The organism is Pseudomonas sp. TR47, from assembly GCF_044143025.1.
GTDB classification, from domain to species: Bacteria; Pseudomonadota; Gammaproteobacteria; order Pseudomonadales; family Pseudomonadaceae; genus Aquipseudomonas; species Aquipseudomonas putida_E.
On sequence record NZ_JBHFCS010000001.1, the window covers coordinates 250185 to 271915 of the forward strand.

Genomic DNA, 21731 nt, shown 5'->3' on the forward strand with positions numbered 1-21731 from the left:
CCAACGCCTTTATGTAGGATTCACGCTGTTTTTTAGTACGAAAAAACACTCGCCCCAGTGATTAACACTGGCCAAATGCCGCCCCAGATGGGAACCTTTACGCCCTCGGAGACGTCCACTCCCCTGCAACCCGCTTCGCTTGGGGACTGGTTTGATCAGCATTTTCGGGCCCGACGGGGTTCGGCTCATGGCCTGATTGCTGCCTTGCGCAAGCGTCACGCTGCTAATCGCGAACACACCACTCGCCGCCAGCCATGGCCGGCCATAAAAAGAGTGTGCTCGCCGACAACACAAGGAGTCCGCTGTGGCTACACGCTACGGAAAAGGGCTGTTGGGATGGGCCGCCGTGCTCGTCATCCTGGCCCTGCTGGTCCACTGGATCGGCATCGACACGATCGCGCGTTACCGCGACGATCTTGGGTTCTACCTGCAAGCGCACCTGGTACTGGTGCTGGCTTCGATGGCGGCGGCATTGGCCGTGGGCATCCCCGCCGGCATTGCATTGAGTCGACCACACCGGGTCGACAAAGCCGAGCGCTTCATGCAGTTCTTCAACGTTGGCAACACCATTCCCCCTCTGGCCGTTCTGGCCATCGCCCTCAGTATCCTGGGCATCGGCGCCGGGCCCGCGATCTTCGCGCTGTTCCTCGCCTCCCTTCTGCCTATCGTGCGCAACACCTACGAAGGCCTGAAAAACGTCCCCGCCTCGCTCAAAGAAGCCGCCACCGGCATCGGCATGACCCCGCGCCAGCAACTGTGGCAGGTGGAACTGCCCAATGCCGTGCCGATCATCGTCGGCGGTGTGCGCGTGGCCCTGGCGCTGAACGTGGGCACTGCGCCCCTGGCGTTCCTGATCGGTGCCAACAGCCTGGGCAGCCTGATTTTCCCCGGCATTGCCCTGAACAACCAGCCACAGCTGCTGCTTGGCGCGGCCTGCACGGCGTTGCTGGCACTGGCGCTGGATGCCGCGGTGAGTTTCTCCAGCAAGCGCTGGCTGGAACGTGGCCTGGCCCAATAAAAAAAGAGGCAACGTATGAAGAAGAGAATCGCCTTGCTGCTGGGCGCGGCCCTGCTGTTCGCAGGCTTTGCCCAAGCGGCGGAAAAACCCCTGGTGCGCATCGGCGCACGGGTGTTCACCGAGCAGACCGTACTCGCTGAAATCACCGCCCAATACCTGCGCGCCAATGGCTTCGATGTGCGCGTCACCAGCGGCCTTGGCAGCAGTCTCGCCCGCCAGGCCCAGGAGACCGGCCAGTTGGACTTGATGTGGGAGTACACCGGCGTGTCGCTGGTGTCGTACAACCACATCGAAGAGCGCATGCCCAGTGCCGAAGCCACCTACGCCAAGGTCAAGGCGCTGGATGCCAAGAAGGACCTGATCTGGCTGACCCCCACCAAGTTCAGCAACACCTACGCCCTGGGCCTGCCCAAACAGGTCGCCGAGGCCTACCCACAGATCAACACGATCAGTGACCTCAACCAAGTGCTGCGCGACGAGCGCCAGCGCAACCACCTGGTAGCCCTGGACACCGAGTTCGCCAACCGCCCGGACGGCCTGGTAGGCCTGAAGGAGATGTACGACCTGCAAGTCGGCCGAGCCAACATCAGGCAGATGGACGCCGGCCTGGTCTACACCGCCATGCACAACAACCAGGTGTTCGCCGGCCTGGTGTATACCACTGACGGCCGCCTGAGTGCGTTCAACCTCAAGCTGCTGGAAGACGACAAGCACTACTTCCCCGATTACACCGCAGCCCCAGTGGTGCGCAAGGCCGTGCTCGACGCCAACCCGCAACTGGCCGCCCTGCTCAAGCCACTGGCCGAGCAGCTCGATGACGAGACCATGCGCCAGCTCAATGCCAAGGTCGACGTCGATCACCAGAGCCCGACTGCCGTGGCCGCAGCATTCCTGCGAGAGCACCCACTCAAGGAGGTGCAGCCATGAGCCTGCTCGATACGTTCGCCCACCTCGACTGGGCCCTGGTGCTGCAACTGACCTGGCAGCACATCATGCTGGTCGGCATTGCCGTTGGCCTGGCAATCCTGGTCGGCGTGCCGCTGGGCATCCTGATGACCCGCTTCCCGGTGGTGGCCGGGCCATTGCAGGCCAGCGCCACAGTGCTGCTGACCATCCCGTCGATTGCCCTGTTCGGCCTGCTGCTGCCGTTCTACTCCAAGTTCGGCCAGGGCCTGGGGCCATTGCCTGCGATCACTGCGGTGTTTCTTTATTCACTGCTGCCCATCCTGCGCAACACCTACCTTGCCCTGACCAACGTCGAGCCTGGCATCCGTGAAGCCGCGCGCGGTATCGGCATGACCTTCGGCCAGCGCCTGCGCATGGTCGAGCTGCCCATTGCCGTCCCCGTCATCCTCGCCGGCGTGCGCACTGCCGTGGTGATGAACATCGGCGTGATGACCATCGCCGCGACCATCGGTGCCGGTGGCCTGGGCGTACTCATCCTCACCTCCATCAGCCGCAGCGACATGTCGATGCTGCTGGTCGGCGCCGTACTGGTCAGCCTGCTGGCAATCATCGCCGACCTGCTCCTGCAAACCCTGCAACGTGCCCTGACTCCAGAAGGACTGCGCTCATGATCGAACTCAAGAACCTCAGCAAAACCTTCAACGTCAACGGCAAGGACGTCAAAGCCGTCGATTCGGTCAGCCTGACCGTCAACGAAGGCGAAATCTGCGTGTTCCTCGGCCCCTCGGGCTGTGGCAAGAGCACCACGCTGAAGATGATCAACCGCCTGATCACGCCAACCTCCGGCCAGGTGTTCATCAATGGCGAAGACACCAGCGGCCTGGACGAAGTGACCTTGCGCCGCCATATCGGCTATGTGATCCAGCAGATCGGCCTGTTCCCCAACATGACCATCGAGGAGAACATCACCGTGGTCCCGCGCCTGCTCGGCTGGGACAAGCAGAAGTGCCACGACCGCGCCCGTGAGCTGATGCACATGATCAAGCTCGAGCCCAAGCAGTACCTGCAACGCTACCCGCGTGAACTGTCCGGTGGCCAGCAACAGCGCATCGGGGTGATCCGTGCGCTGGCTGCAGACGCGCCGGTGCTATTGATGGACGAGCCATTCGGCGCAGTCGACCCGATCAACCGCGAGATGATCCAGAACGAGTTTTTCGAAATGCAGCGGGCGCTGAACAAGACCGTGATCATGGTCAGCCACGACATTGACGAAGCGATCAAGCTGGCCGACAAGATTGCCATTTTCCGCGCTGGCAAGTTGCTGCAGCTGGACCACCCGGACACCTTGCTGGCGCACCCGGTGGATGACTTTGTCAGCAACTTCGTGGGCCAGGACAGCACCTTGAAACGCCTGTTGCTGGTGCGCGCCGAAGATGCGGCGGACAACGCCCCGTCGGTAAGCCCAGAAACGCCCGTGAGCGATGCGCTGGAGCTGCTGGACGAGCACGACCGCCGCTATGTGGTGGTCACCGATGCGCAGAACAAGGCGCTGGGGTATGTACGCCGGCGCGACATGCACCGCCAGCAAGGCACGTGTGCGAACTTCCTGCGCCAGTTCAATGCAACGGCTTCCCACGATGAGCATCTGCGCATCCTGCTGTCGCGGATGTACGAGTTCAACCGCGCCTGGTTGCCGGTGCTCGATGCCGAGCAGGTGTTCCTGGGCGAGGTGACGCAGGAGTCGATCGCGGCTTACCTGAGCTCGGGGAGATCGCGCGGGGCCAAGACCAGCATCGTGTCGCCGGCTGAGGCGGTGGTTTCCTGATCAAAGGGAGCGCTTCGCGCTCCAATCGCCGGCAAGCCGGCGATTGGGGCACTGCTGCTATCAGAACCCCACGCTGGCCTGCACATAGAAGGTCCGCGGCTCGCCCACATAAATGCCGGCATTGTTGTCGCTGGAGCGGGTGAAGTACTGCTTGTCGAAGAGGTTCTTCACCCCCGCCGCCAGCTTCAAATTGGCCATCTTCGGTCCGAACTCATAGCCACCACGCGCATGCCAGGTCACATAACCCGGAATGTCGCCATACTGCCCATCAGCGCTCGGCTCGGTGATGTAGTCGCCATTGAAGCTCCCGTCGGCATTGATCCCCGTACCCGGCGCGCGCTGCCTGGATTGGGCGTAGGCGTCCAGGTTCCAGGTCCAGTGGTTGACCGCGTAGCGCAGGCCGGCGGTAGCCACCTGGCGTGAGTAGAACGGTAGGTCGCGCCCCTTGAAGCCAGGAATCTCCCCTTCATAAGTCGCGCGGGTGTAGGTGTAGCCACCATTCACCGACAGCCCTTCCAGGCGCGGGTCCAACCCGGCCAGGTCGTAGCGTACAGACGCCTCGATACCCTGGTGCTTGGTGGCGCCCAGGTTGGTCCAGCCCACATCATTGCTGATGTATTGCAGCTCGTCGTCGAAGTCGATGTAGAAGGCCGTCAGCTCCCCGGCGAAAGCGCCGTTGTCATAGCGCGTACCCACCTCGTAGGTCTTGGCCTTTTCCGGCTCCAGGCCGTTAGCCGTGCTGTTACCGGTACCGCCTTGGCCCAGCTGGAAGTACTGCAGGCTGCCGAACGACGTTTCGTAGTTGGCAAACACCTTCCAGGCATCGGAGATGTGATACATGACGCTCAGCGCAGGCAGCGGTTCATTGCTGGTGATGCTGCGCTTCTTCTCGGCCACCGGGCGGTTGTTGGCGCCCAGCACCGGGCGGTCGCGCCAGTCAGTGTTGATGTGCTCGAAGCGCACACCCGGGGTGATGGTCCAGTTGCCGACGTCGATCTTGTCATCGATGTAGTAGGCGCTGGCCTCGGTGCCGCCGCTGCGGTCCTGGAATACATGGCCGTCGGACGTCGGGGTAGGCGTCGGAACGTTGTCGATCAGCGCCAGGCGGGTCGACTGTTCGCGCATGGCTTCTTTGAGGTAGCGGTAACCGACACTGACTTCCTGGGTGGTGGGGCCGGCGAAGAAGATCCGCGAAACGCGCGGCTCGATGGCGAAGGTGTGGTAATTGCGCGGGTAGGACGACAGGGTCTTCATGTCACGCGAGGCGATGGTGCTGCCGCGGAAGCTGTCGGTGTAATACGTCAGCACTTCGAACTGGGTGGCCTCGTCGAGTTGGCGCTGCCATTTGAACGACACGTCCTTGCGGCGCCCGGCGAAGTAATCGTAATCACGCAGTGACTGGTACGGATTGCTGTCGTACTGGGCCTGGGTCAAACCACCGGGCATGTCGGCACGGCCATCGTAGTAATGGAAGTTGAGCCAGAACTCGTCAACGTCGGTCGGTGCCCAGTGGGTCTTGAGGATGACGTCGTCGATGTCGTTGCCATTGTTGCTCTGCCGGTAGCCGTTGCCGTTCACCCCGGTGTACAGCAGCGCTACACCCATGCCGTTGTCGGCAGTGCCGCCGACGAAGGCCGACTCGGTGTGCTTCCAACCGCCGTGCTGCGAGGTCTCCAGGGTGGTGGAAAGCTCCGCCGAAGCCTGCTGCGGGATCGCCCGGGTGACGAAGTTGATCACCCCACCGACGTTCTGCGGGCCATAGCGCACCGAACCGGCACCACGCACCACATCGATGCTGTCGAGGTTGCCCGAGGAGATCGGCGCCATGGACAGCTGCGGCTGCCCATAAGGGGCGAAAGCGGCCGGGATGCCATCGATCAGCACGGTAGAGCGAGGCGACAGGCGCGACGTCAGGCCGCGTACACCTACGTTGAGCGACAGGTCGCTGCCACCTGTGCCGTTGGAGTCCTGCACTTGCACGCCCGGGATGCCACGCAGTGCGTCGCGCACGTTCATCGTGCCCTTTTCCACCATGGCCTCACGGCGCACCACGGTGCGCGCACCGGGGTGGTTCTGCACAACGGCCTGATCGGCATCACCCAGCCAGTCACCAACCACGTTGATATCGGTGGGCGCCAGTTCCAGGCTACCGCTGCCCAGGTCGAGGGTGGTCGGCAGCGGCTTTACCACCACGGTATCCTGGGACATTTCGAAGGTCAGCCCGCTGCCCTGCAGCAACTGTTGCAGGGCCTGCACCGGCGCCAGCTTGCCGGACACCGCCGGGGCCTGCTTGCCGGCCACAAGCTCAGGGCTGTAGAACAGCTGCAGGTGGGTTTGCTGGCCCAATTGGCTGAGCGCCGAAGCCAAAGGTTGAGCCTGGATCTGGATGGCGGTGTCGGCCTGTTCGGCATGGCTGTTGACGGCCACGGCACTGACCGCCAGGGCCAGCGCCATAACGCGCAAGCGTGGCAAAGGTTTGTTGTTGTTCACGTCGTCAAGACATCCTGAAGTTCGGGATAAACGCCAACTGCATGCAAATGGAAATGCTTGGCAGTTGCAGCTGGCGAGGAAGACGAACGAGCCGAAAAAAACCTGAATCTATTTCGCGATTATTTCGCGAGAGCCGTCTTCACGGGTTTTGATCGCCACCGGCAGGATGCTCGGCAAGGCGCGCAGCAGTGCATCGGTATCATCGATGCTGAAGGTGCTGGACAGGCGCATCTGCGCCACCTTGCCGGGGGCAACGCGCAATGGCTCGGTGCGATAGCGCGAGGCTTCGGCCACCACTTCAGCCAAGGTGGCGTTGTCGAAGACCAGTTTGCCCTGGCGCCACGCCGTCAGCGCCGCGGCGTCGACCGCATAGGGCGAAGCAAGCTTGCCTTGTGCATCTATATGTATGCCCAGGCCCGCCGTCAGTTGCGCCAGCGAAGCATCCTTGCCCTGCACGCGTACCGAGCCCTGCTCCACTGCAACACGGGTGGCGCCAGGGTCCAACCGCACATCGAAGCGGGTACCGGTGACGGTCACACTGCCCTGTACGGTATCGACCACGAACGGCCGGTTGCTGTCGTGGGCGACAATGAACATCGCTTCGCCGGCATCAAGCCGAATTTGCCGTCGCCCCGGGCTGTAGTCGACCTGCAACTGCGTAGCGCCGTTGAGTTCCAGCTGTGATCCGTCCGGCAGTAATACCTGACGGCGCTCGGCAAAGGCGGTCTGCAATTGCGCCTGGTGATTGAGGCGCTGGTACTGCCAGCCACTGAAGCCCAGCCCCAGGGCAACTACCGCCACGCCGGCTGCCAGTGCCTGGCGCAGGAAACGCCGCCGAGGCAACTGCTGCGCTGGCTCAGGTTGGCACAGCGCTTCGAGGCGCTGGCGCGGTATGAAGTCGGCGGCCCGCCACAGGCTGACGAGATGCTCATACTCCTCGCTGTGTTGCGGATCAGCCTCCAGCCAGGCATGCAGCTGTGCCAGCAGCACGGCATCGCCCGGTGCATCCTGCACGCGTGCGAACCACTCGGCCGCCTGCTGGCGGACGGTCTCGGTACCGTGCTGTTTCATGGACAAGGTCTCCTGACTCATCTTGCCGACACATCCAGGTGCTCACGCAAATGCCGGAGCGTGCGGATCATATACTTTTCGACCATGTTCTTGGTCACACCCATGCGCTCGGCGATCTCGGCCTGGGTCAGCCCCTCGAGCTTCTGCCAGATGAACACCCGTCGGCAATTGAGCGGCAGCTCGGCCAGCGCCCGCTCGACGCTGGCGGCCAGTTCCAGGGCATGGACATACGCCTCGGGGTCGCCCGTGCCGCCGGCCCCTCCATCGAAGGCTTCCTGCTCGAGCGCCTGGCGCCGGTCTTCGCGGCGAAAACCGTCCACCGCAATGTTGCGGGCGGTCTGGTGAAGGTAGGCGCGTGGCTGCTCGACCTGCTCGCGCGGGTTTTCCAGAACCCGTATGAAGGCGTCATGGGTGAGGTCCTCGGCCTGCTGACGACTGCGCAGCTTGCGCGTCCAGGTGCCGATCAGCTCTTGGTAATGGTCGAGGAAGCCTTTGTGTCCGGACACGGTCGGGGTCGTCAGCAAGGGGGCAGATAATGGCGCGAATAGTAATATTTCTCATAAAGCACAGCAAATCCGCCAGTCGGTAACAAAAAATTTATGAGTGATTTCAGGCACTGCACTGCCCATGAACGTGGCCATAAATATGAACACCTTCGCCTTTCTCGCGGGTATGGGCGCCGCTATAGAAACCGCACTATCCCTGTAGGGGCGGGCTTGCCCGTAACGGGCCCGAAACGGTCTATTCCACAATTTTTTACGCCTGCCAACGCGCGGGGAACATCTACCGGTCACACGAGTCGGTTATTCAAGTGGCAACGCGTCGATCTTGGGTCGACACGCCCGGATTACCTGTTGATCTTGCGTTCTTCACGCCCTAAAGTGCGCGCCGAACGTCCATGCTGGAAACGATCCATCCGGCTCAAGTACTGAGTAGGCGAACCAAAGTGGGGATACGGAGGACGTTCAGTTTGCAGCCACTTATCTTTTCAGTTTGCCCATGGAGTCCCTGAGCATGTCGATCCAGGTCGAAGACTATTTCGCGCGTGACACCTTCCAGAAAATGAAGGCGTTCGCCGACAAGCAGGAAACCCCGTTCGTACTCATCGATACCCAGATGATCAGCCAGGCCTACGACGACCTGCGCGCCGGTTTCGAGTTCGCCAAGGTCTACTACGCGGTCAAGGCCAACCCGGCGGTCGAGATCATCGACCTGCTCAAAGAGAAAGGTTCGAGCTTCGACATCGCCTCGATCTACGAACTGGACAAGGTGATGGACCGTGGCGTCAGCGCCGACCGTATCAGCTACGGCAACACCATCAAGAAGTCCAAGGACATCCGTTACTTCTTTGAAAAAGGGGTGCGCCTGTACGCCACCGACTCGGAAGCCGACCTGCGCAACATCGCCAAGGCCGCGCCGGGCTCCAAGGTCTACGTACGCATCCTCACCGAAGGCTCCACCACCGCCGACTGGCCACTGTCGCGCAAGTTCGGCTGCCAGACCGACATGGCCATGGACCTGCTGATCCTGGCCCGCGATCTGGGCCTGGTGCCATACGGCATTTCCTTCCACGTGGGTTCGCAGCAGCGCGACATCAGCGTGTGGGACGCCGCCATCGCCAAGGTCAAGGTGATCTTCGAGCGCCTGAAGGAAGAAGACGGCATCGAGCTGAAGCTGATCAACATGGGTGGCGGCTTCCCGGCCAACTACATCACCCGCACCAACAGCCTGGAAACCTACGCTGAAGAGATCATCCGCTTCCTCAAGGAAGACTTCGGTGACGACCTGCCGGAAATCATCCTCGAGCCAGGCCGTTCGCTGATCGCCAACGCCGGTATCCTGGTCAGCGAAGTAGTGCTGGTTGCGCGCAAGTCGCGCACCGCCGTCGAGCGCTGGGTGTACACCGACGTGGGCAAATTCTCCGGCCTGATCGAAACCATGGACGAGTCCATCAAGTTCCCGATCTGGACCGAAAAGAAAGGCGAGATGGAAGAAGTGGTCATCGCCGGCCCGACCTGCGACAGCGCCGACATCATGTACGAGCACTACAAGTACGGCCTGCCGCTGAACCTGGCGATCGGTGACCGCCTCTACTGGCTGTCGACCGGTGCCTACACCACCAGCTACAGCGCGGTGGAATTCAACGGTTTCCCGCCGCTGAAGGCCTACTACCTGTAATGCAGAACGGGGCCGAAAGGCCCCGTTTTCATTCAGGTTGACCCCATCACGCTTCGCGCTGTTCTATCTCTGCGGCATACCGCGCCGCAAAGGCCATCAACCCTGGCCCCGCCCCCTGCAAGGTCGCCAAAGCACTGCGCAGAAAATTCATGTTCCCCTCAACCCGCGCCTGCTCCAGCCACTGCCCTGCCTCGGCCATCTGCCCACGCTCTACCAGCACCAGCGCCAGGCTGAACATCCCACGAAAATCCCCCGCTTCGGCGGCACGCCTGTACCAGCGCACTGCCCGCGCCGGGCTGGGCGCCGTAGCGATACCCTGCTCCAGGTAACGCCCATACAGGTTCATCGACTTGGCATGCCCCAGCCGCGCAGCCTTCTCGTAGCACATCAATGCCTGCGCCTGATCGGCCGGTACCCCACGCCCGGTAGCCAGCAGGTTGCCCAGGTTATACAGGCCCCAATCCAACCCGGCATCGGCTGCGCGGGCATAGTGAACCGCAGCCTGCGCCACATTCACCTCGCCGCCCCAACCATGCTCCAGGCAACGCCCGAGCATGTTGTGCGCCATGGCGCTGCCACCCTGGGCAGCAATGCCGAACCAGCGCCGGGCCACTTCGGCATCCGCTTCGATGCCACGGCCGTCGAGCAGGATCTGCCCGAGCAGCACCTGAGCTTCGATCACGCCCTGCCCTGCCGCCGCGAGAATCGCCTGGGCGGCCTTGCCCGGACTGTCTTCGAGCATGGCCTTGAGGCCAGCGACATCCAGCACTTCTTCACGGCGCAACTGATAGGACACGGCTCAGACCTCTGCCCAGCGGCGCAGCAGGTTATGGTAGGTGCCGGTCAATTGCAGCAACGAGGGGTGCTCGGGCACATCGGCGGTGAGTTGCTGGATGGCATTGTCCATCTCGAACAGCAACGCCCGCTGGCTGTCCTCCCGTACCAGGCTCTGGGTCCAGAAGAACGCCGCATAACGCACGCCGCGCGTCACCGGGTTGACCTTGTGCAGGCTGGTGCCCGGGTACAGCACCAGGTCACCGGCAGCCAGCTTGACCTGCTGCTCGCCATAAGTGTCCTGGATCACCAGTTCGCCGCCGTCATAGCTGTCCGGGTCGCTCAGGAAAAGCGTCGAGGACAGGTCGGTGCGCACCCGCTCCGGGCTGCCTTTTGGCTGGCGCAAGGCATTGTCGATGTGGAAGCCGAAGTTGCCACCCTCGCGGTAGCAGTTGATCAGTGGCGGGAAGACCTTGTGCGGCAGGGCCGCCGACATGAACCGTGGGGTTTTCCACAGGCGGTCGATCAGCGCGCTGCCGATTTCCTTCGCCAGCGCGTGGCCCTCTGGCAGCTGCAAGTTGTGCTTGGCCTTGGCCGACTGATAGCCGGCCGTGACCTTGCCATCGGCCCAATCGGCCTGCTCCAGGGCCTCGCGAATGCGGGCAAGCTCATTGGCGTCGAACAGGCCGGGGATATGAAGCAGCATGGCGGCGGCACCGTTAAGGAGTGTAAAGGTGGCAATGATATTGATTCCCTTTTACGCCGTACAAGCCCTTTCTTCACCCGAGACGTTTCAGCTTGATTAAACCGTAAAGAGAATTTGTAAAGATTGTAAGTTCGAAGTGAATGGTAACGAATCTCAATTGTGACCTGCAATCAATTGCATTATGATCCGCGGCCTTCACACCTTGGGGAAGGTCCATAACAATGCGTCAATACGTGCCATCTGCAGTGAGTTCTCCACGTCTGATCGTGTCCGCCATCGGCGTCGCCCTGAGCGCTTCGTCCGCCTACGCCGCCGATCCGGCTACCAACAGCGCCATCACCCTCGATGCCACCAGCGTCAATGGCAAGGCTGAACAGGCCAGCACCGATTACAAGGTCGAAAAGGCCTCCTCGCAGAAGTACACCGCGCCGTTGGTGGACACCCCACGCTCGGTTACCGTAATCCCCCAGCAAGTCATCAAGGACACCAATGCCCTGAGCCTGCAGGATGCCCTGCGCACTGTGCCAGGCATCACCTTTGGTGCAGGCGAAGGCGGCAACCCGCAAGGCGACCGTCCGTTCATTCGTGGTTTTGACGCCCAGGGTGACACCTACCTGGATGGTGTACGCGATACCGGTGCGCAGACCCGTGAAATCTTCGCCATCGAATCGGTGGAAGTGGCCAAAGGCCCCAACTCGGCCATCGGTGGCCGCGGCGCGGCAGGCGGCACCATCAACCTGGTGAGCAAGCGTGCACACCTGGGCAACTCGCTGGACGGTGCCTGGACCTGGGGCAGCGACCAGACCCAGCGCTACACCTTTGACGGCAACTACCAGTTCAGCGACACCGCTGCCGGCCGCCTCAACCTGATGACCCACGAGAGCAACGTTGCCGGCCGGGACAAGGTCAACTACGACCGCTGGGGTATCGCCCCATCCTTGGCCTTCGGCCTGGGCACGCCAACCCGCGTCAACCTCGACTACTACCACCTGGAAAGCGACGACCTGCCGGATTCGGGCATCCCGTACAGCATCCCTACCGGTGGCAACAGCGCACGCACCTCGGCGCACCCCAGCAAGCCGATCGACGGCGGCGACAGCGACAACTTCTACGGCCTGACCGGTCGCGACTTCCGCAAGACCCGTGTGGACATCGCTACTATCGCCGTGGAACACGACCTGAGCGAATCGTTGACCATCAAGAACACCCTGCGTCATGGCAACAGCATGCAGGACTACATCCTGACCCAGCCAGACGACAGTTTGGGCAACGTCAACAACAACGGCGTATGGCGTCGTGCCAATACCCGTGTGGGCAACACTGCCACCACCACCAACCAGACCGACCTGTTCGGTGAGTTCTTCGTGGGCGGTTTCAAGAACAACTTCTCCACCGGGGTCGAGTTCAGCAAGGAAGACTCGGACCGTCAAAGCTACACGGTGTCGCCAAACAGCAAGCTCACCTGCACCGGCCCGGGCAATGGTGGCAGCTGTACTTCGCTGAGCGACCCGAACCCCGACGATGCCTGGGATGGCACGATCTCGCGCAACTACGCCGGCACCAAGACCAGCAGCAAGACCCGCGCAATCTACGCCTTCGACACCCTGGAGCTGACGCCTGAGTGGCTGTTGAACATGGGCCTGCGTTACGACCACTTCGATACCAAGTTCCGCACTTACGATGCCTCCGGCGCGACAGTGGTGAACAAGAACGGCGTCCCGACCAAAGGCCGCGACACCAGCGAGTTCTTCACCGGCCAGTTGGGCCTGGTCTGGAAACCGGCCGAGAACGGTAGCATCTACGTGTCCTATGCCACCTCCGCCACCCCGCCCGGGGCGTTGCTCGGTGAAGGTATCGAAGGCAACCCGATATCGGGTACCACCGACCGTGGTGGCAACCTCCTGGCCAGCGACATGGAGCCGGAAGAAACCGCCAACTACGAAATCGGCACCAAGTGGGACCTGCTCGACGAGCGCCTGTCGCTGGCCGCTGCGCTGTTCCGTACCGAGAAGGAAAACGCCCGTGTACAGGTGAACACCAACACCTACGAAAACGTCGGCGAAACCCGTGTGCAGGGCATCGAGCTCTCGGCCAGCGGCAAGCTCACCGACAAGTGGCAGGTGTTCGCCGGCTACACCTACCTGCAGGCCCGCCAGATCGACGGCGGCCCGCTGGGCAAGGCCAACGATGGCAACCAGTTGCCAAACACGCCTAACAACAGCGCCAGCCTGTGGACCACATACTCGATCACGCCGAAGCTGACGGTCGGCGGCGGCGCCTTCTATGTGGATGACGTCTACGGCAACGTAGCCAACACCACCATGGTCGACAGCTATGTACGTTACGACGCCATGGCCGCCTACAAGCTGACCAAGAACGTCGACCTGCAACTTAACGTGCAGAACCTCACCAACGAGGTGTATTACGACAAGGCGTTTTCCACCCACTTCGCCAACCAGGCGGCGGGCAGGACTGCATTGCTGACCACCAGCGTCCACTTCTAAAGCAGCAACCCGGAGCCCCGTTCATTCCAATGAGCGGGGCTTTTGCGTATCAAGGCATAATGCACCCCGCGCAGGGCGCGGCAGCAACACAAGGTGAACGATGTGGTGAAGAAGACGCTGTTCCAATTGCACTGGTTCTTTGGCATCACCGCTGGCCTGGTGCTGGCCTTGATGGGTATTACCGGTGCGCTCTATTCGTTCCAGGAAGAATTGCTGCGCGCCTTCAACGCTGACGTGTTGAAGGTCGAGGTGCGCGCCGAGGGCGTGCTGCCTCCGGCTGAACTGGTGCGCAGGGTCGAGGCCGCCCAAGGCGACAAAGTGTCGATGCTGTGGGTCGATGTACGCGAAGGCAACGCCGCACGGGTCTTCTTCACACCGCCGCCGGGCGAGCGCCGCGGTGAGTTGCGCTATGCCGACCCCTATACCGGTGAGCTCAAGGGCCAGGCCGCCGGGCAAGACTTCTTCAAACTGATGCTCACCCTGCACCGGTTCCTGGCCATGGGTGACACCGGCCGGCAGATCACGGGCGCCTGCACCCTGATGCTGGTGTTCTTCTGCCTCTCCGGCCTGTACCTGCGCTGGCCGCGCAAAGCCCTGAACTGGCGCACCTGGCTGACCTTCGACTGGGCCAAAAAAGGCCGCGCCTTCAACTGGGACCTGCATGCCGTAGCCGGCACCTGGTGCCTGCTGTTCTACCTTCTGTTCGCGCTGACCGGCCTGTTCTGGTCCTACGAGTGGTACCGCGAAGGCCTGAACAAGTTACTTGCCGACGCGCCTGGCGCAGGACAGCAGCACAAGCGCGGCGAAGGCCGTGGCCGCCATGGGCCGCAGAAGGTGGACAAGAACGCACCGCCGCTGGTGGTCGACTACGACGCCATCTGGGCCAACCTCAAGGACGCTGCCGGGCCAGGGCTTGCCATGTACAACCTGCGTCTGCAACCTGCTGGCGGCCAGCCCGCCAGCCTGTTCTACCTGCTCGACAGCGCCGCGCACCCACGCGCCTTCAATACCCTGACCCTGGACCCGGCCACCGGCCAGGTGAAAAACCACGACCGCTACACCGACAAGTCCTTCAAGGCCCAGCTGCTGCAAAGTGTTTATGCCTTGCACGTGGGTGAATACTTCGGCCTGCCGGGGCGGATCATCGTCACCCTCGCCAGCCTGACCATGCCGCTGTTCTTCGTCACCGGCTGGCTTTTGTACCTCGACCGCCGCCGCAAGAAGCGCCAGGTGCGTGCCGCCCGCGGCCACGTCGCCAACGCCAGCGCCAGCGGCGACAGCTGGCTGATCGGCTTCGCCAGCCAGAGCGGTTTCGCCGAGCAACTGGCCTGGCAGAGCGCCGGGCAGTTGCAGGCCGCTGGCTTGCCGGTGCAAGTACGTGCGCTTGCTGACCTTGGCGAAGAGGACCTGCGCCAGACGCGTCGCGCGCTGTTCGTGGTCAGCACGTTCGGTGACGGCGAAGCGCCTGACAGCGCCCGCGCCTTCGAGCGCAAGGTGCTGGGCCAGCCTTGGGCCCTGAACGGGCTCAGCTATGCCGTGCTGGCGCTCGGTGATCGCCAGTACCCGCACTTCTGCGGCTTTGCCCGGCGCCTGCAGGCATGGCTCGGCGAGCGAGGTGCCAGCACGGCGTTCAGCCCGGTGGAAGTGGACAACGCCGACCAGGCTGCCCTGCAGCAATGGCAGCAGGAACTGGCGCAACTGACTGGCGCCCAACCCGTCGCTGCCTGGCAACCGCCAAGTTTCGGCAACTGGAACCTGGTCAGCCGCGATCTGCTCAATCCAGGTAGTCAAGGACAACCGGTCTACCTGATCAGCCTGCGCCCTGAAGAGCCCGCCAGTTGGGAGGCCGGTGACCTGGTAGAAGTTCTGCCGCTCAATGGCCAGCCACGCGTGGATGCATTCCTCAGCGGCATGGCCCTCGACGCCAACGCCACTGTGCAGCTTCACGGCCTGAACGAGACCCTCGGCCAAGCCCTGGCAGGCCGCCAGCTACCAACCCGTCGGGACCACCTGATCGGCTTGCAGCCACAAGCGCTGATCGATGCGCTGGCACCGATCGGCAGCCGCGAATACTCCATCGCCTCGATCGCCAGCGATGGTGTGCTGGAGCTGATCGTGCGCCAGGAGCGTCACCCCGACGGCAACCTTGGCCTGGGCTCTGGCTGGCTGACCGAGTACCTGCCAGTCGATGGCACCCTTGGCCTGCGCCTGCGGCGCAACAGTGGCTTCCATCTGCCCGAAAGCGCCGCGCCGATGATCCTGATCGGCAACGGCACTGGCCTTGCGGGCCTGCGCTGCCTGCTGCGGGCGCGGATCAATGCCGGCGAGCAGCGCAACTGGCTGCTGTTCGGAGAGCGTAACCGCGCGCATGACCTGTTGTGTGGCGATGAGCTGCAAACCTGGCTGGAGAGCGGCGACCTGGCACGCCTGGACCTGGCGTTCTCGCGCGATCAGGCCGAAAAGGTGTATGTGCAGGATGTATTGCTGCAGCAGGCTGAGGAGTTCAAGCGCTGGGTTGCCAATGGCGCTTATGTGTATGTCTGCGGCAGCCTGCACGGGATGGCGGCCGGTGTTGATGCGGCGCTCAAGGGCATGCTCGGTGAAGAAATGGTCGAGCAGTTGATCGAAGACGGGCGTTATCGGCGGGATGTTTACTGATCAGGGATTGAACTGACACAGCTGGCCGCTGTAGGAGCGGCCTTGTGTCGCGAACGGGCCGCGAAGCGGCCCTCGATGTTTCGGCATTGATGCAACAATTGCTGGGGCCGCTCTGCGACCCTTTCGCGACACAAGGCCGCTCCTACCGGGGGGCGGTGCTGGCTCAGTGCAGCTCGAAGGTATCGGCATCCAGGTTGGCCGGGAAGCGGGTACGGTAGTTGGCAAGCTCAGCCGCCCTCAGCACGACCGTGAACACCCCGTCTGCCTCGCCCGCACTGAGCAAGCTTTCACCCTGGAAATCCAGCACCTGGCTGTCGCCGGAATACGCGAAACCCTTGCCATCGGTGCCCACCCGGTTCACCGCCGCCACGAAGCACAGGTTCTCGATACCCCGCGCCGGCAGCAGCCGGTTCCAGTGCTGGCGGCGCGCCGCCGGCCAGTTCGCGGTGTACAACAGCAGGTCGGTATCCTGGGCATCGCGGCTCCACACCGGAAAACGCAGGTCATAGCAGATCAGCGGGCGTACCCGCCAGCCCTTGATCTCGAACTGCACCTGACGCTCACCCGGGGTGTAGTGCTTATGCTCACCGGCCATGCGGAACAGGTGGCGCTTGTCGTAGTGCAGGATCTCGCCGTCCGGGCGCGCCCACAGCAAGCGGTTGCGGTGGCTGCCATCGGCGGCCTGGATGATCACGCTACCGGTAACCACTGCGTTGATGCGCTTGGCCTGAGCCTTGAGCCATTTGTAGGTCGGGCCGTTCTCGGGCTCGGCCAAGCTTTCCGATTCCATCGAAAAACCAGTGGTGAACATCTCGGGGAGGATCACCAGGTCGGCATCTCCAGCCTGGTCGAGCAACACCTCGAAATGCGCGTAATTGGCCTCGCGGTCGTGCCAGGCCAGGGCCGTTTGCACCAGGGCGATTTTCAGGTTGGGCAGTGCACTCAGATCGCGCATAGTTTTTCCGCTGCCTGACGCAGCGTCTCCTCACGTTTGGCAAAGCACAGGCGTACCAGGCGTTGCTCGGGGATGGGTTGCTGGTAGAACACCGACACCGGAATGGTCGCCACGCCGTGTTCACGGGTGAGCCAAAGGGCCATTTCGACGTCGTTCAGGTCTGGCCGGATCTGCGAATAGTCCACCAGCTGGAAATAGGTGCCGGCCGTGCGGGTAAAGCTGAAACGCGAACCTTTGAGCAGGTCGCAGAACAGGTCGCGCTTGGCCTGATAGAAACCTGGCAGTTCGTCGACATGCTGAGGGTGTTCGGCCATGAAGTCCGCGAGTGCACACTGCAGCGGTGTAACTCCGCAAAAATTGACGTACTGATGCACTTTGCGCAGCTCCGCGCTCAAGGCAGGTGGCGCGACCACGTAGCCGGTCTTCCAGCCGGTCACGTGGTAAGTCTTGCCGAACGAACTGACCACGAACGCGCGGCGGTACAGCTCTGCATGGGCCAGAACGCTGGCATGACGTACGCCATCGTAGACCAGGTGTTCATACACTTCGTCGCTGACCAGGTAGATATCGCGGTCAGCGATCAGGCGCGCCAACTGGTCCAGGTCTTCAGCCGTGATCAGCGCACCACTGGGGTTATGCGGCGAATTGAGGATGACCATGCGTGTGCGCGGGCTCAGGGCATCGCTGAACCTCTGCCAGTCGATACCGAAGTCGCCATCACTGAGCTGTACGTGCACGCAGCGTCCGCCGGCAAGCGCCACGGAGGGCTCATAGCTGTCGTAACAGGGGTCGAAGACGATCACCTCGTCACCCGCGTGGATCACCGCCTGGATGGCACAGAAGATCGCCTCGGTGGCGCCCGGGGTGATGGTCACTTCCTGATCGGCATCGACCTTGGTCCCATACAGGCGCTCGACCTTGGCCGCCACCTGCTGGCGCAGGGCCGGCAAACCGGTCATCGGCGCATACTGGTTATGCCCGGCGGACACATGGCGGCCAACCGCATCGAGCAAAGCCTGCGGGCCATTGAAGTCTGGGAAACCCTGGGAAAGGTTGAGCGCGCCCGTCTGCACGGCGAGCTGGGACATGGTGGTGAAGATGGTCGTGCCGACGTTCGGCAGTTTGCTGCGGATCATGAAGCCCTCTTTCCTGCGGGACGGAGAGCTATAAGCTACAAGCTCCAAGCCACAAGAAAAAGCGACATGTATCAGCGTCCGCTCATTCTTGCAGCTTGCGACTTGAAGTTTGCCGCTTGTCAGCGCTTGTCGCGGCGCTTCTTCTCGGCCTTCTTGTGGTGCGACATCAAGCGGCGCTTCTTGTTGACCTGGCGGTCGGTGAGGGTGTTCTTCTTGCCCTCGTACGGGTTCTCACCGCCTTTGTACTCGATGCGGATCGGCGTACCGACCAGTTTGAGCACCCGGCGGTAAGTGTTTTCCAGGTAACGCGAGTACGACTTGGGAATCTTCTCGGTCTGGTTGCCGTGGATCACGATCAGCGGCGGGTTGGCACCGCCGAGGTGGGCATAGCGCAGCTTGATGCGGCGGCCGTTGACCAGCGGTGGCTGGTGCTCACTGACGGCATCTTCGAGGATCTGCGTCAGACGGCTGGTTGGCCAGCGGGTGACCGCCGATTTGAACGCGGCCTGCACCGACTTGTACAAGTGGCCCACGCCGGTGCCGTGCAGCGCCGAGATGAAGTGGATGTCAGCAAAGTCGACGAAGAACAGCCGGCGCTCCAGCTCGGTCTTGACGTAGTCGCGCTCACCCGACTCCATGCCGTCCCACTTGTTCAGGGCGATGACGATGGCGCGGCCCGCTTCCAGGGCGAAGCCCAGCAGGTTGAGGTCGTGGTCGACCACACCCTCGCGGGCGTCCATGACGAAGATCACCACGTTGGCGTCCTTGATCGCCTGCAGCGTCTTCACCACCGAGAACTTTTCGACTTCCTCGTGGATCTTGCCGCGCTTGCGCACGCCAGCGGTGTCGATGAAGGTGTACTTCTCGTTATCGCGCTCGAACGGGATGTAGATACTGTCACGGGTGGTACCCGGCTGGTCGTAGACGACCACGCGCTCTTCGCCGAGCATGCGGTTGACCAGGGTCGACTTGCCCACGTTGGGGCGGCCGATGATGGCGATCTTGATGCCATCCTTTTCGCTCGGGCCGGGGATGCGTACCGCTTCCTCGCCTTCGGCAACCTCCTGGTCGAGGGCTTCTTCCTCAGCATCGCGAGGAATGTGGCCCAGCACCGACTCCATCAACTGATTGATGCCGCGGCCCTGCGAGCCGGCCACCGGAATGGCATTGCCCATGCCCAGCGGCGAAAACTCGGCGCGGGCGACGTCGGCGTCGATGTTGTCGATCTTGTTGGCCACCAGGATGGCCGACTTGTTCCGCTTGCGCAGGTGCTCGGCGATCATCTGGTCGGCGGCAGTCATGCCGGCGCGGGCGTCGACCAGGAACAGCACATAGTCGGCTTCTTCGATGGCCATCAGCGACTGCTCGGCCATCTTCTCATCCATGCCCACTTCGTCACCGGTGATACCACCGGTGTCGATCAGGATGAAGGAGCGACCCTGCCAGCTGGCATCACCATACTGGCGGTCACGGGTCAGACCCGACAGGTCACCCACGATGGCATCGCGGGTTTTGGTCAGGCGGTTGAACATGGTGGATTTGCCGACGTTCGGCCGTCCCACCAGGGCGATTACGGGAACCATGCGGCTCTCCACTCTTGAATTCTTGAAAATGCAAAGGCCGCTGCAAGGCAGCGGCCGGAGTTCGGGCGGCGTGTCCTACGCCGCAACTCAAGACCTGTCGTGGCCTTGAGCATAGCTTCAGCGGATGGTCAGTGCCTCGAGCTTGCCGCTGTTGCCAAAGACATAGATGGTGTCGCCGACCACCAGGGGCCGGGCGCGCAGGCCATCGCTGTCGATACGCTCACGGCCGACGAAACGGCCGTCGACCTGGCTGAGCAGGTGCAGGTAACCTTCGAAGTCACCTACAGCCACGTAGCTGGAAAACACTTCCGGTGCCGACAATTGGCGGCGCGCCATCGAGTCGTTGGTCCACAGCGCGCTGGAAGAGCGCTCGTCGACACCCTCGACACTGCCCGAAGCTTCGCTGACATAGACGTTGCCGAAACCTTGGGCGACACCCACGTAGCTCGAGGCATCACGCTGCCACAGCACACGGCCGCTTTCCAGGTCCAGGCCCGCTACGCGCCCCTGGTAGGTGCTGACGTACAGCGTACCACCGGACAGCAGCAGGCCGCCGTCGATGTCGACCACACGGTCCAGCTCGGAACGGCCCTGCGGGATCGCCACACGGCTCTCCCACACCGGCACGCCGTTGTTGATGTCGACCGCGACCACTTTGCCGGTGGACAGGCCGGCTACAGCCAGACGGTTGGTGACGATCGGCGCACCGGTGCCCCGCAGGGTCAGTACAGCCGGGGTGCTCTCGTAGATCCAGCGGCGGTCGCCGGTAGCGGCATCGAGGCCGATCAGACGGTCGTCCTGAGTCTGCACCACCACAACGTCACCGTTGTTGGCAGGCGGCGCCAGGACTTCGCTGGTTACGCGCGAGCGCCAGCGCTCTTCACCGGTGCTGGAGTCCAGGGCAATCACTTCACCCTTGAGGGTGCCGAGCATGACCAGGCCATAGCCAACGCCGACGGCGCCGGAAACCGGCAGCTCCAGATCCTGCTTCCACACTACGTCGCCGGTAATGCGGTCGAGGGCGAAGACTTCGCCATTGACGTCGCTGGCGTAGATGCGGTCGTTCTCGATGGCTGGCACCAGGGTATTGTAAGTCTCGCCCTGGCCGTCACCGATCGAACGGCTCCACTGCTTTTTCAGTACCACTTCTTCGGTGAACTTGGTCAGCTCGGCCGGAGGCAGTTCCTTCTTGCTGTTGCTGCTGCAACCTGCGGCCAGTACGGCCAGGGTCAGCACTGCTGCTTGTTTCCAACCGATCACGTCACGCGTCCCCTTTGGCCAAGTCATCCAGCTTCAGTTGCAAGCCACCGACCGCCGCCTCATCGGACAGCGCGGCCTTGGCTTTTTCATAAGCGCTGTGGGCATCGTCGGCACGACCCAACTGCACCAGCAGGTCGCCCTTCAATTCTTCACGGCTGGCCAAAAACGCCTTGTCGGCGTCGCCGTCGAGCAGCTTGAGCGCATCTTCAGCCTTGTCCTGGGCCGCGAGCACGCGTGCCAGGCGCTGGCGCGAAATTTCGCCCAGGGTGTCGTCAGCAGGCTTGTCGAGCACATTCTTGAGCTCGGCAGCGGCGTCGTCGAGCTTGCCGCTCTCTACCGCGACCTTGGCCACGAACAGGCTGCCGTACTGGGCGTAGGCGGTACCACCGAACTCGCTCTTGAGCTTGCCGGACAGCTCCGCGACCTTGGTCGCGTCCGGCTGCCCGCTTGGCGTCAGGCTGGTTTCAAGCAGGGCCTGATACAGCTGCGATGCGCCTTGCGACTGGTTGTCCTGGTACTTGTGCCACGTGTTCCAGCCCAACACCACTACGCCAGCCAGCAGCGCACCGGTCAGCAGTGGCTTGCCGTTACGGTTCCACCAGTCCTTGACCCCTGCCAGGTCATCATCATCGGTACTCGACACCCCAATACTCCTTTTCGCCTATTC

General features: G+C 62.6%; 17 protein-coding genes. 7 read left to right on the forward strand and 10 right to left on the reverse strand.

Features of this window, described 5'->3' with window-relative positions:
* Positions 1-304 precede the first annotated feature (304 nt).
* The 4 genes from ACEWE8_RS01185 to ACEWE8_RS01200 are packed head-to-tail and all read left to right on the forward strand — an operon-like array spanning position 305 to position 3749.
* On the forward strand, positions 305-1018 hold the full coding sequence (locus ACEWE8_RS01185; RefSeq protein ID WP_012316118.1) for an ABC transporter permease: 714 nt from the start codon (positions 305-307) through the stop codon (positions 1016-1018).
* A gap of 15 nt (positions 1019-1033) precedes the next feature.
* A complete protein-coding gene (locus ACEWE8_RS01190) occupies positions 1034-1945 on the forward strand; it encodes a glycine betaine ABC transporter substrate-binding protein (protein WP_046784469.1) in 912 nt (303 codons plus the stop codon).
* Complete coding sequence (locus ACEWE8_RS01195; protein ID WP_012316120.1) at positions 1942-2595, forward strand: ABC transporter permease; 654 nt, start codon at positions 1942-1944, stop codon at positions 2593-2595. Before ACEWE8_RS01190 ends, ACEWE8_RS01195 begins: the two co-directional genes overlap by 4 nt.
* Entirely contained in the window at positions 2592-3749 is a 1158-nt protein-coding gene (locus ACEWE8_RS01200; protein ID WP_046784470.1) for a betaine/proline/choline family ABC transporter ATP-binding protein, read from the forward strand. The genes ACEWE8_RS01195 and ACEWE8_RS01200 overlap by 4 nt, the downstream gene beginning before the upstream one ends.
* Before the next feature lie 60 nt (positions 3750-3809).
* On the opposite strand, the gene ACEWE8_RS01205 is transcribed toward ACEWE8_RS01200, so the two are convergent.
* The 3 genes from ACEWE8_RS01205 to ACEWE8_RS01215 form a co-directional block, all read right to left on the reverse strand.
* Positions 3810-6239, reverse strand: a complete 2430-nt coding sequence (locus ACEWE8_RS01205; protein ID WP_046784471.1) for a TonB-dependent receptor — start codon at positions 6237-6239, stop codon at positions 3810-3812.
* 108 nt (positions 6240-6347) lie between these two features.
* A complete protein-coding gene (locus ACEWE8_RS01210; protein ID WP_367903740.1) occupies positions 6348-7310 on the reverse strand; it encodes a FecR domain-containing protein in 963 nt (320 codons plus the stop codon).
* Between the two features lie 17 nt (positions 7311-7327).
* A complete protein-coding gene (locus ACEWE8_RS01215; RefSeq protein WP_046784675.1) occupies positions 7328-7816 on the reverse strand; it encodes an RNA polymerase sigma factor in 489 nt (162 codons plus the stop codon).
* Positions 7817-8324: 508 nt separating this feature from the next.
* Here ACEWE8_RS01215 and ACEWE8_RS01220 point away from each other — a divergent pair.
* Complete coding sequence (locus tag ACEWE8_RS01220) at positions 8325-9488, forward strand: type III PLP-dependent enzyme (RefSeq protein ID WP_046784472.1); 1164 nt, start codon at positions 8325-8327, stop codon at positions 9486-9488.
* 46 nt (positions 9489-9534) lie between these two features.
* Here ACEWE8_RS01220 and ACEWE8_RS01225 read toward each other — a convergent pair whose 3' ends face one another.
* Complete coding sequence (locus ACEWE8_RS01225; RefSeq protein ID WP_046784473.1) at positions 9535-10284, reverse strand: tetratricopeptide repeat protein; 750 nt, start codon at positions 10282-10284, stop codon at positions 9535-9537.
* Between the two features lie 3 nt (positions 10285-10287).
* The gene (locus ACEWE8_RS01230) at positions 10288-10968 is read right to left on the reverse strand and encodes a Fe2+-dependent dioxygenase (RefSeq protein ID WP_039602751.1); all 681 of its coding nucleotides are present in this window, start codon (positions 10966-10968) and stop codon (positions 10288-10290) included.
* A 221-nt stretch (positions 10969-11189) separates the two neighbouring features.
* On the opposite strand from ACEWE8_RS01230, the gene ACEWE8_RS01235 reads away from it, so the two are divergent.
* Both ACEWE8_RS01235 and ACEWE8_RS01240 read left to right on the forward strand, forming a co-directional pair.
* Entirely contained in the window at positions 11190-13472 is a 2283-nt protein-coding gene (locus tag ACEWE8_RS01235) for a TonB-dependent siderophore receptor (protein ID WP_046784474.1), read from the forward strand.
* Between the two features lie 102 nt (positions 13473-13574).
* Positions 13575-16130 (forward strand): sulfite reductase flavoprotein subunit alpha, encoded by a 2556-nt coding sequence (locus tag ACEWE8_RS01240; protein WP_046784475.1) that lies wholly within the window; start codon positions 13575-13577, stop codon positions 16128-16130.
* Between the two features lie 163 nt (positions 16131-16293).
* Here the strand turns inward: ACEWE8_RS01240 and ACEWE8_RS01245 are convergent, their stop codons facing one another.
* The 5 genes from ACEWE8_RS01245 to ACEWE8_RS01265 all read right to left on the reverse strand — a co-directional run bounded on the left by ACEWE8_RS01245 (position 16294) and on the right by ACEWE8_RS01265 (position 21707).
* Positions 16294-17085, reverse strand: a complete 792-nt coding sequence (locus ACEWE8_RS01245) for an amidohydrolase (protein ID WP_046784476.1) — start codon at positions 17083-17085, stop codon at positions 16294-16296.
* Complete coding sequence (locus ACEWE8_RS01250) at positions 17073-18221, reverse strand: pyridoxal phosphate-dependent aminotransferase (RefSeq protein ID WP_046784477.1); 1149 nt, start codon at positions 18219-18221, stop codon at positions 17073-17075. The genes ACEWE8_RS01245 and ACEWE8_RS01250 overlap by 13 nt, the downstream gene beginning before the upstream one ends.
* 119 nt (positions 18222-18340) lie before the next feature.
* Positions 18341-19804, reverse strand: coding sequence for a ribosome biogenesis GTPase Der (der, locus tag ACEWE8_RS01255; protein ID WP_012316132.1), 1464 nt, complete (start codon positions 19802-19804; stop codon positions 18341-18343).
* Between the two features lie 117 nt (positions 19805-19921).
* Complete coding sequence (gene bamB / locus ACEWE8_RS01260; protein WP_046784478.1) at positions 19922-21064, reverse strand: outer membrane protein assembly factor BamB; 1143 nt, start codon at positions 21062-21064, stop codon at positions 19922-19924.
* Position 21065: 1 nt separating this feature from the next.
* On the reverse strand, positions 21066-21707 hold the full coding sequence (locus ACEWE8_RS01265; protein ID WP_039602044.1) for a tetratricopeptide repeat protein: 642 nt from the start codon (positions 21705-21707) through the stop codon (positions 21066-21068).
* Positions 21708-21731 lie beyond the last annotated feature (24 nt).

Coding starts and splice junctions, on each gene's coding strand:
- ACEWE8_RS01210 (WP_367903740.1), bottom strand. CDS start 7,310: ATGAAACAGCACGGTACCGAGACCGTCCGCCAGCAGGCGGCCGAGTGG.
- ACEWE8_RS01200 (WP_046784470.1), top strand. CDS start 2,592: ATGATCGAACTCAAGAACCTCAGCAAAACCTTCAACGTCAACGGCAAG.
- ACEWE8_RS01245 (WP_046784476.1), bottom strand. CDS start 17,085: ATGCGCGATCTGAGTGCACTGCCCAACCTGAAAATCGCCCTGGTGCAA.
- ACEWE8_RS01235 (WP_046784474.1), top strand. CDS start 11,190: ATGCGTCAATACGTGCCATCTGCAGTGAGTTCTCCACGTCTGATCGTG.
- der (WP_012316132.1), bottom strand. CDS start 19,804: ATGGTTCCCGTAATCGCCCTGGTGGGACGGCCGAACGTCGGCAAATCC.
- ACEWE8_RS01250 (WP_046784477.1), bottom strand. CDS start 18,221: ATGATCCGCAGCAAACTGCCGAACGTCGGCACGACCATCTTCACCACC.
- ACEWE8_RS01230 (WP_039602751.1), bottom strand. CDS start 10,968: ATGCTGCTTCATATCCCCGGCCTGTTCGACGCCAATGAGCTTGCCCGC.
- ACEWE8_RS01190 (WP_046784469.1), top strand. CDS start 1,034: ATGAAGAAGAGAATCGCCTTGCTGCTGGGCGCGGCCCTGCTGTTCGCA.
- ACEWE8_RS01195 (WP_012316120.1), top strand. CDS start 1,942: ATGAGCCTGCTCGATACGTTCGCCCACCTCGACTGGGCCCTGGTGCTG.
- ACEWE8_RS01220 (WP_046784472.1), top strand. CDS start 8,325: ATGTCGATCCAGGTCGAAGACTATTTCGCGCGTGACACCTTCCAGAAA.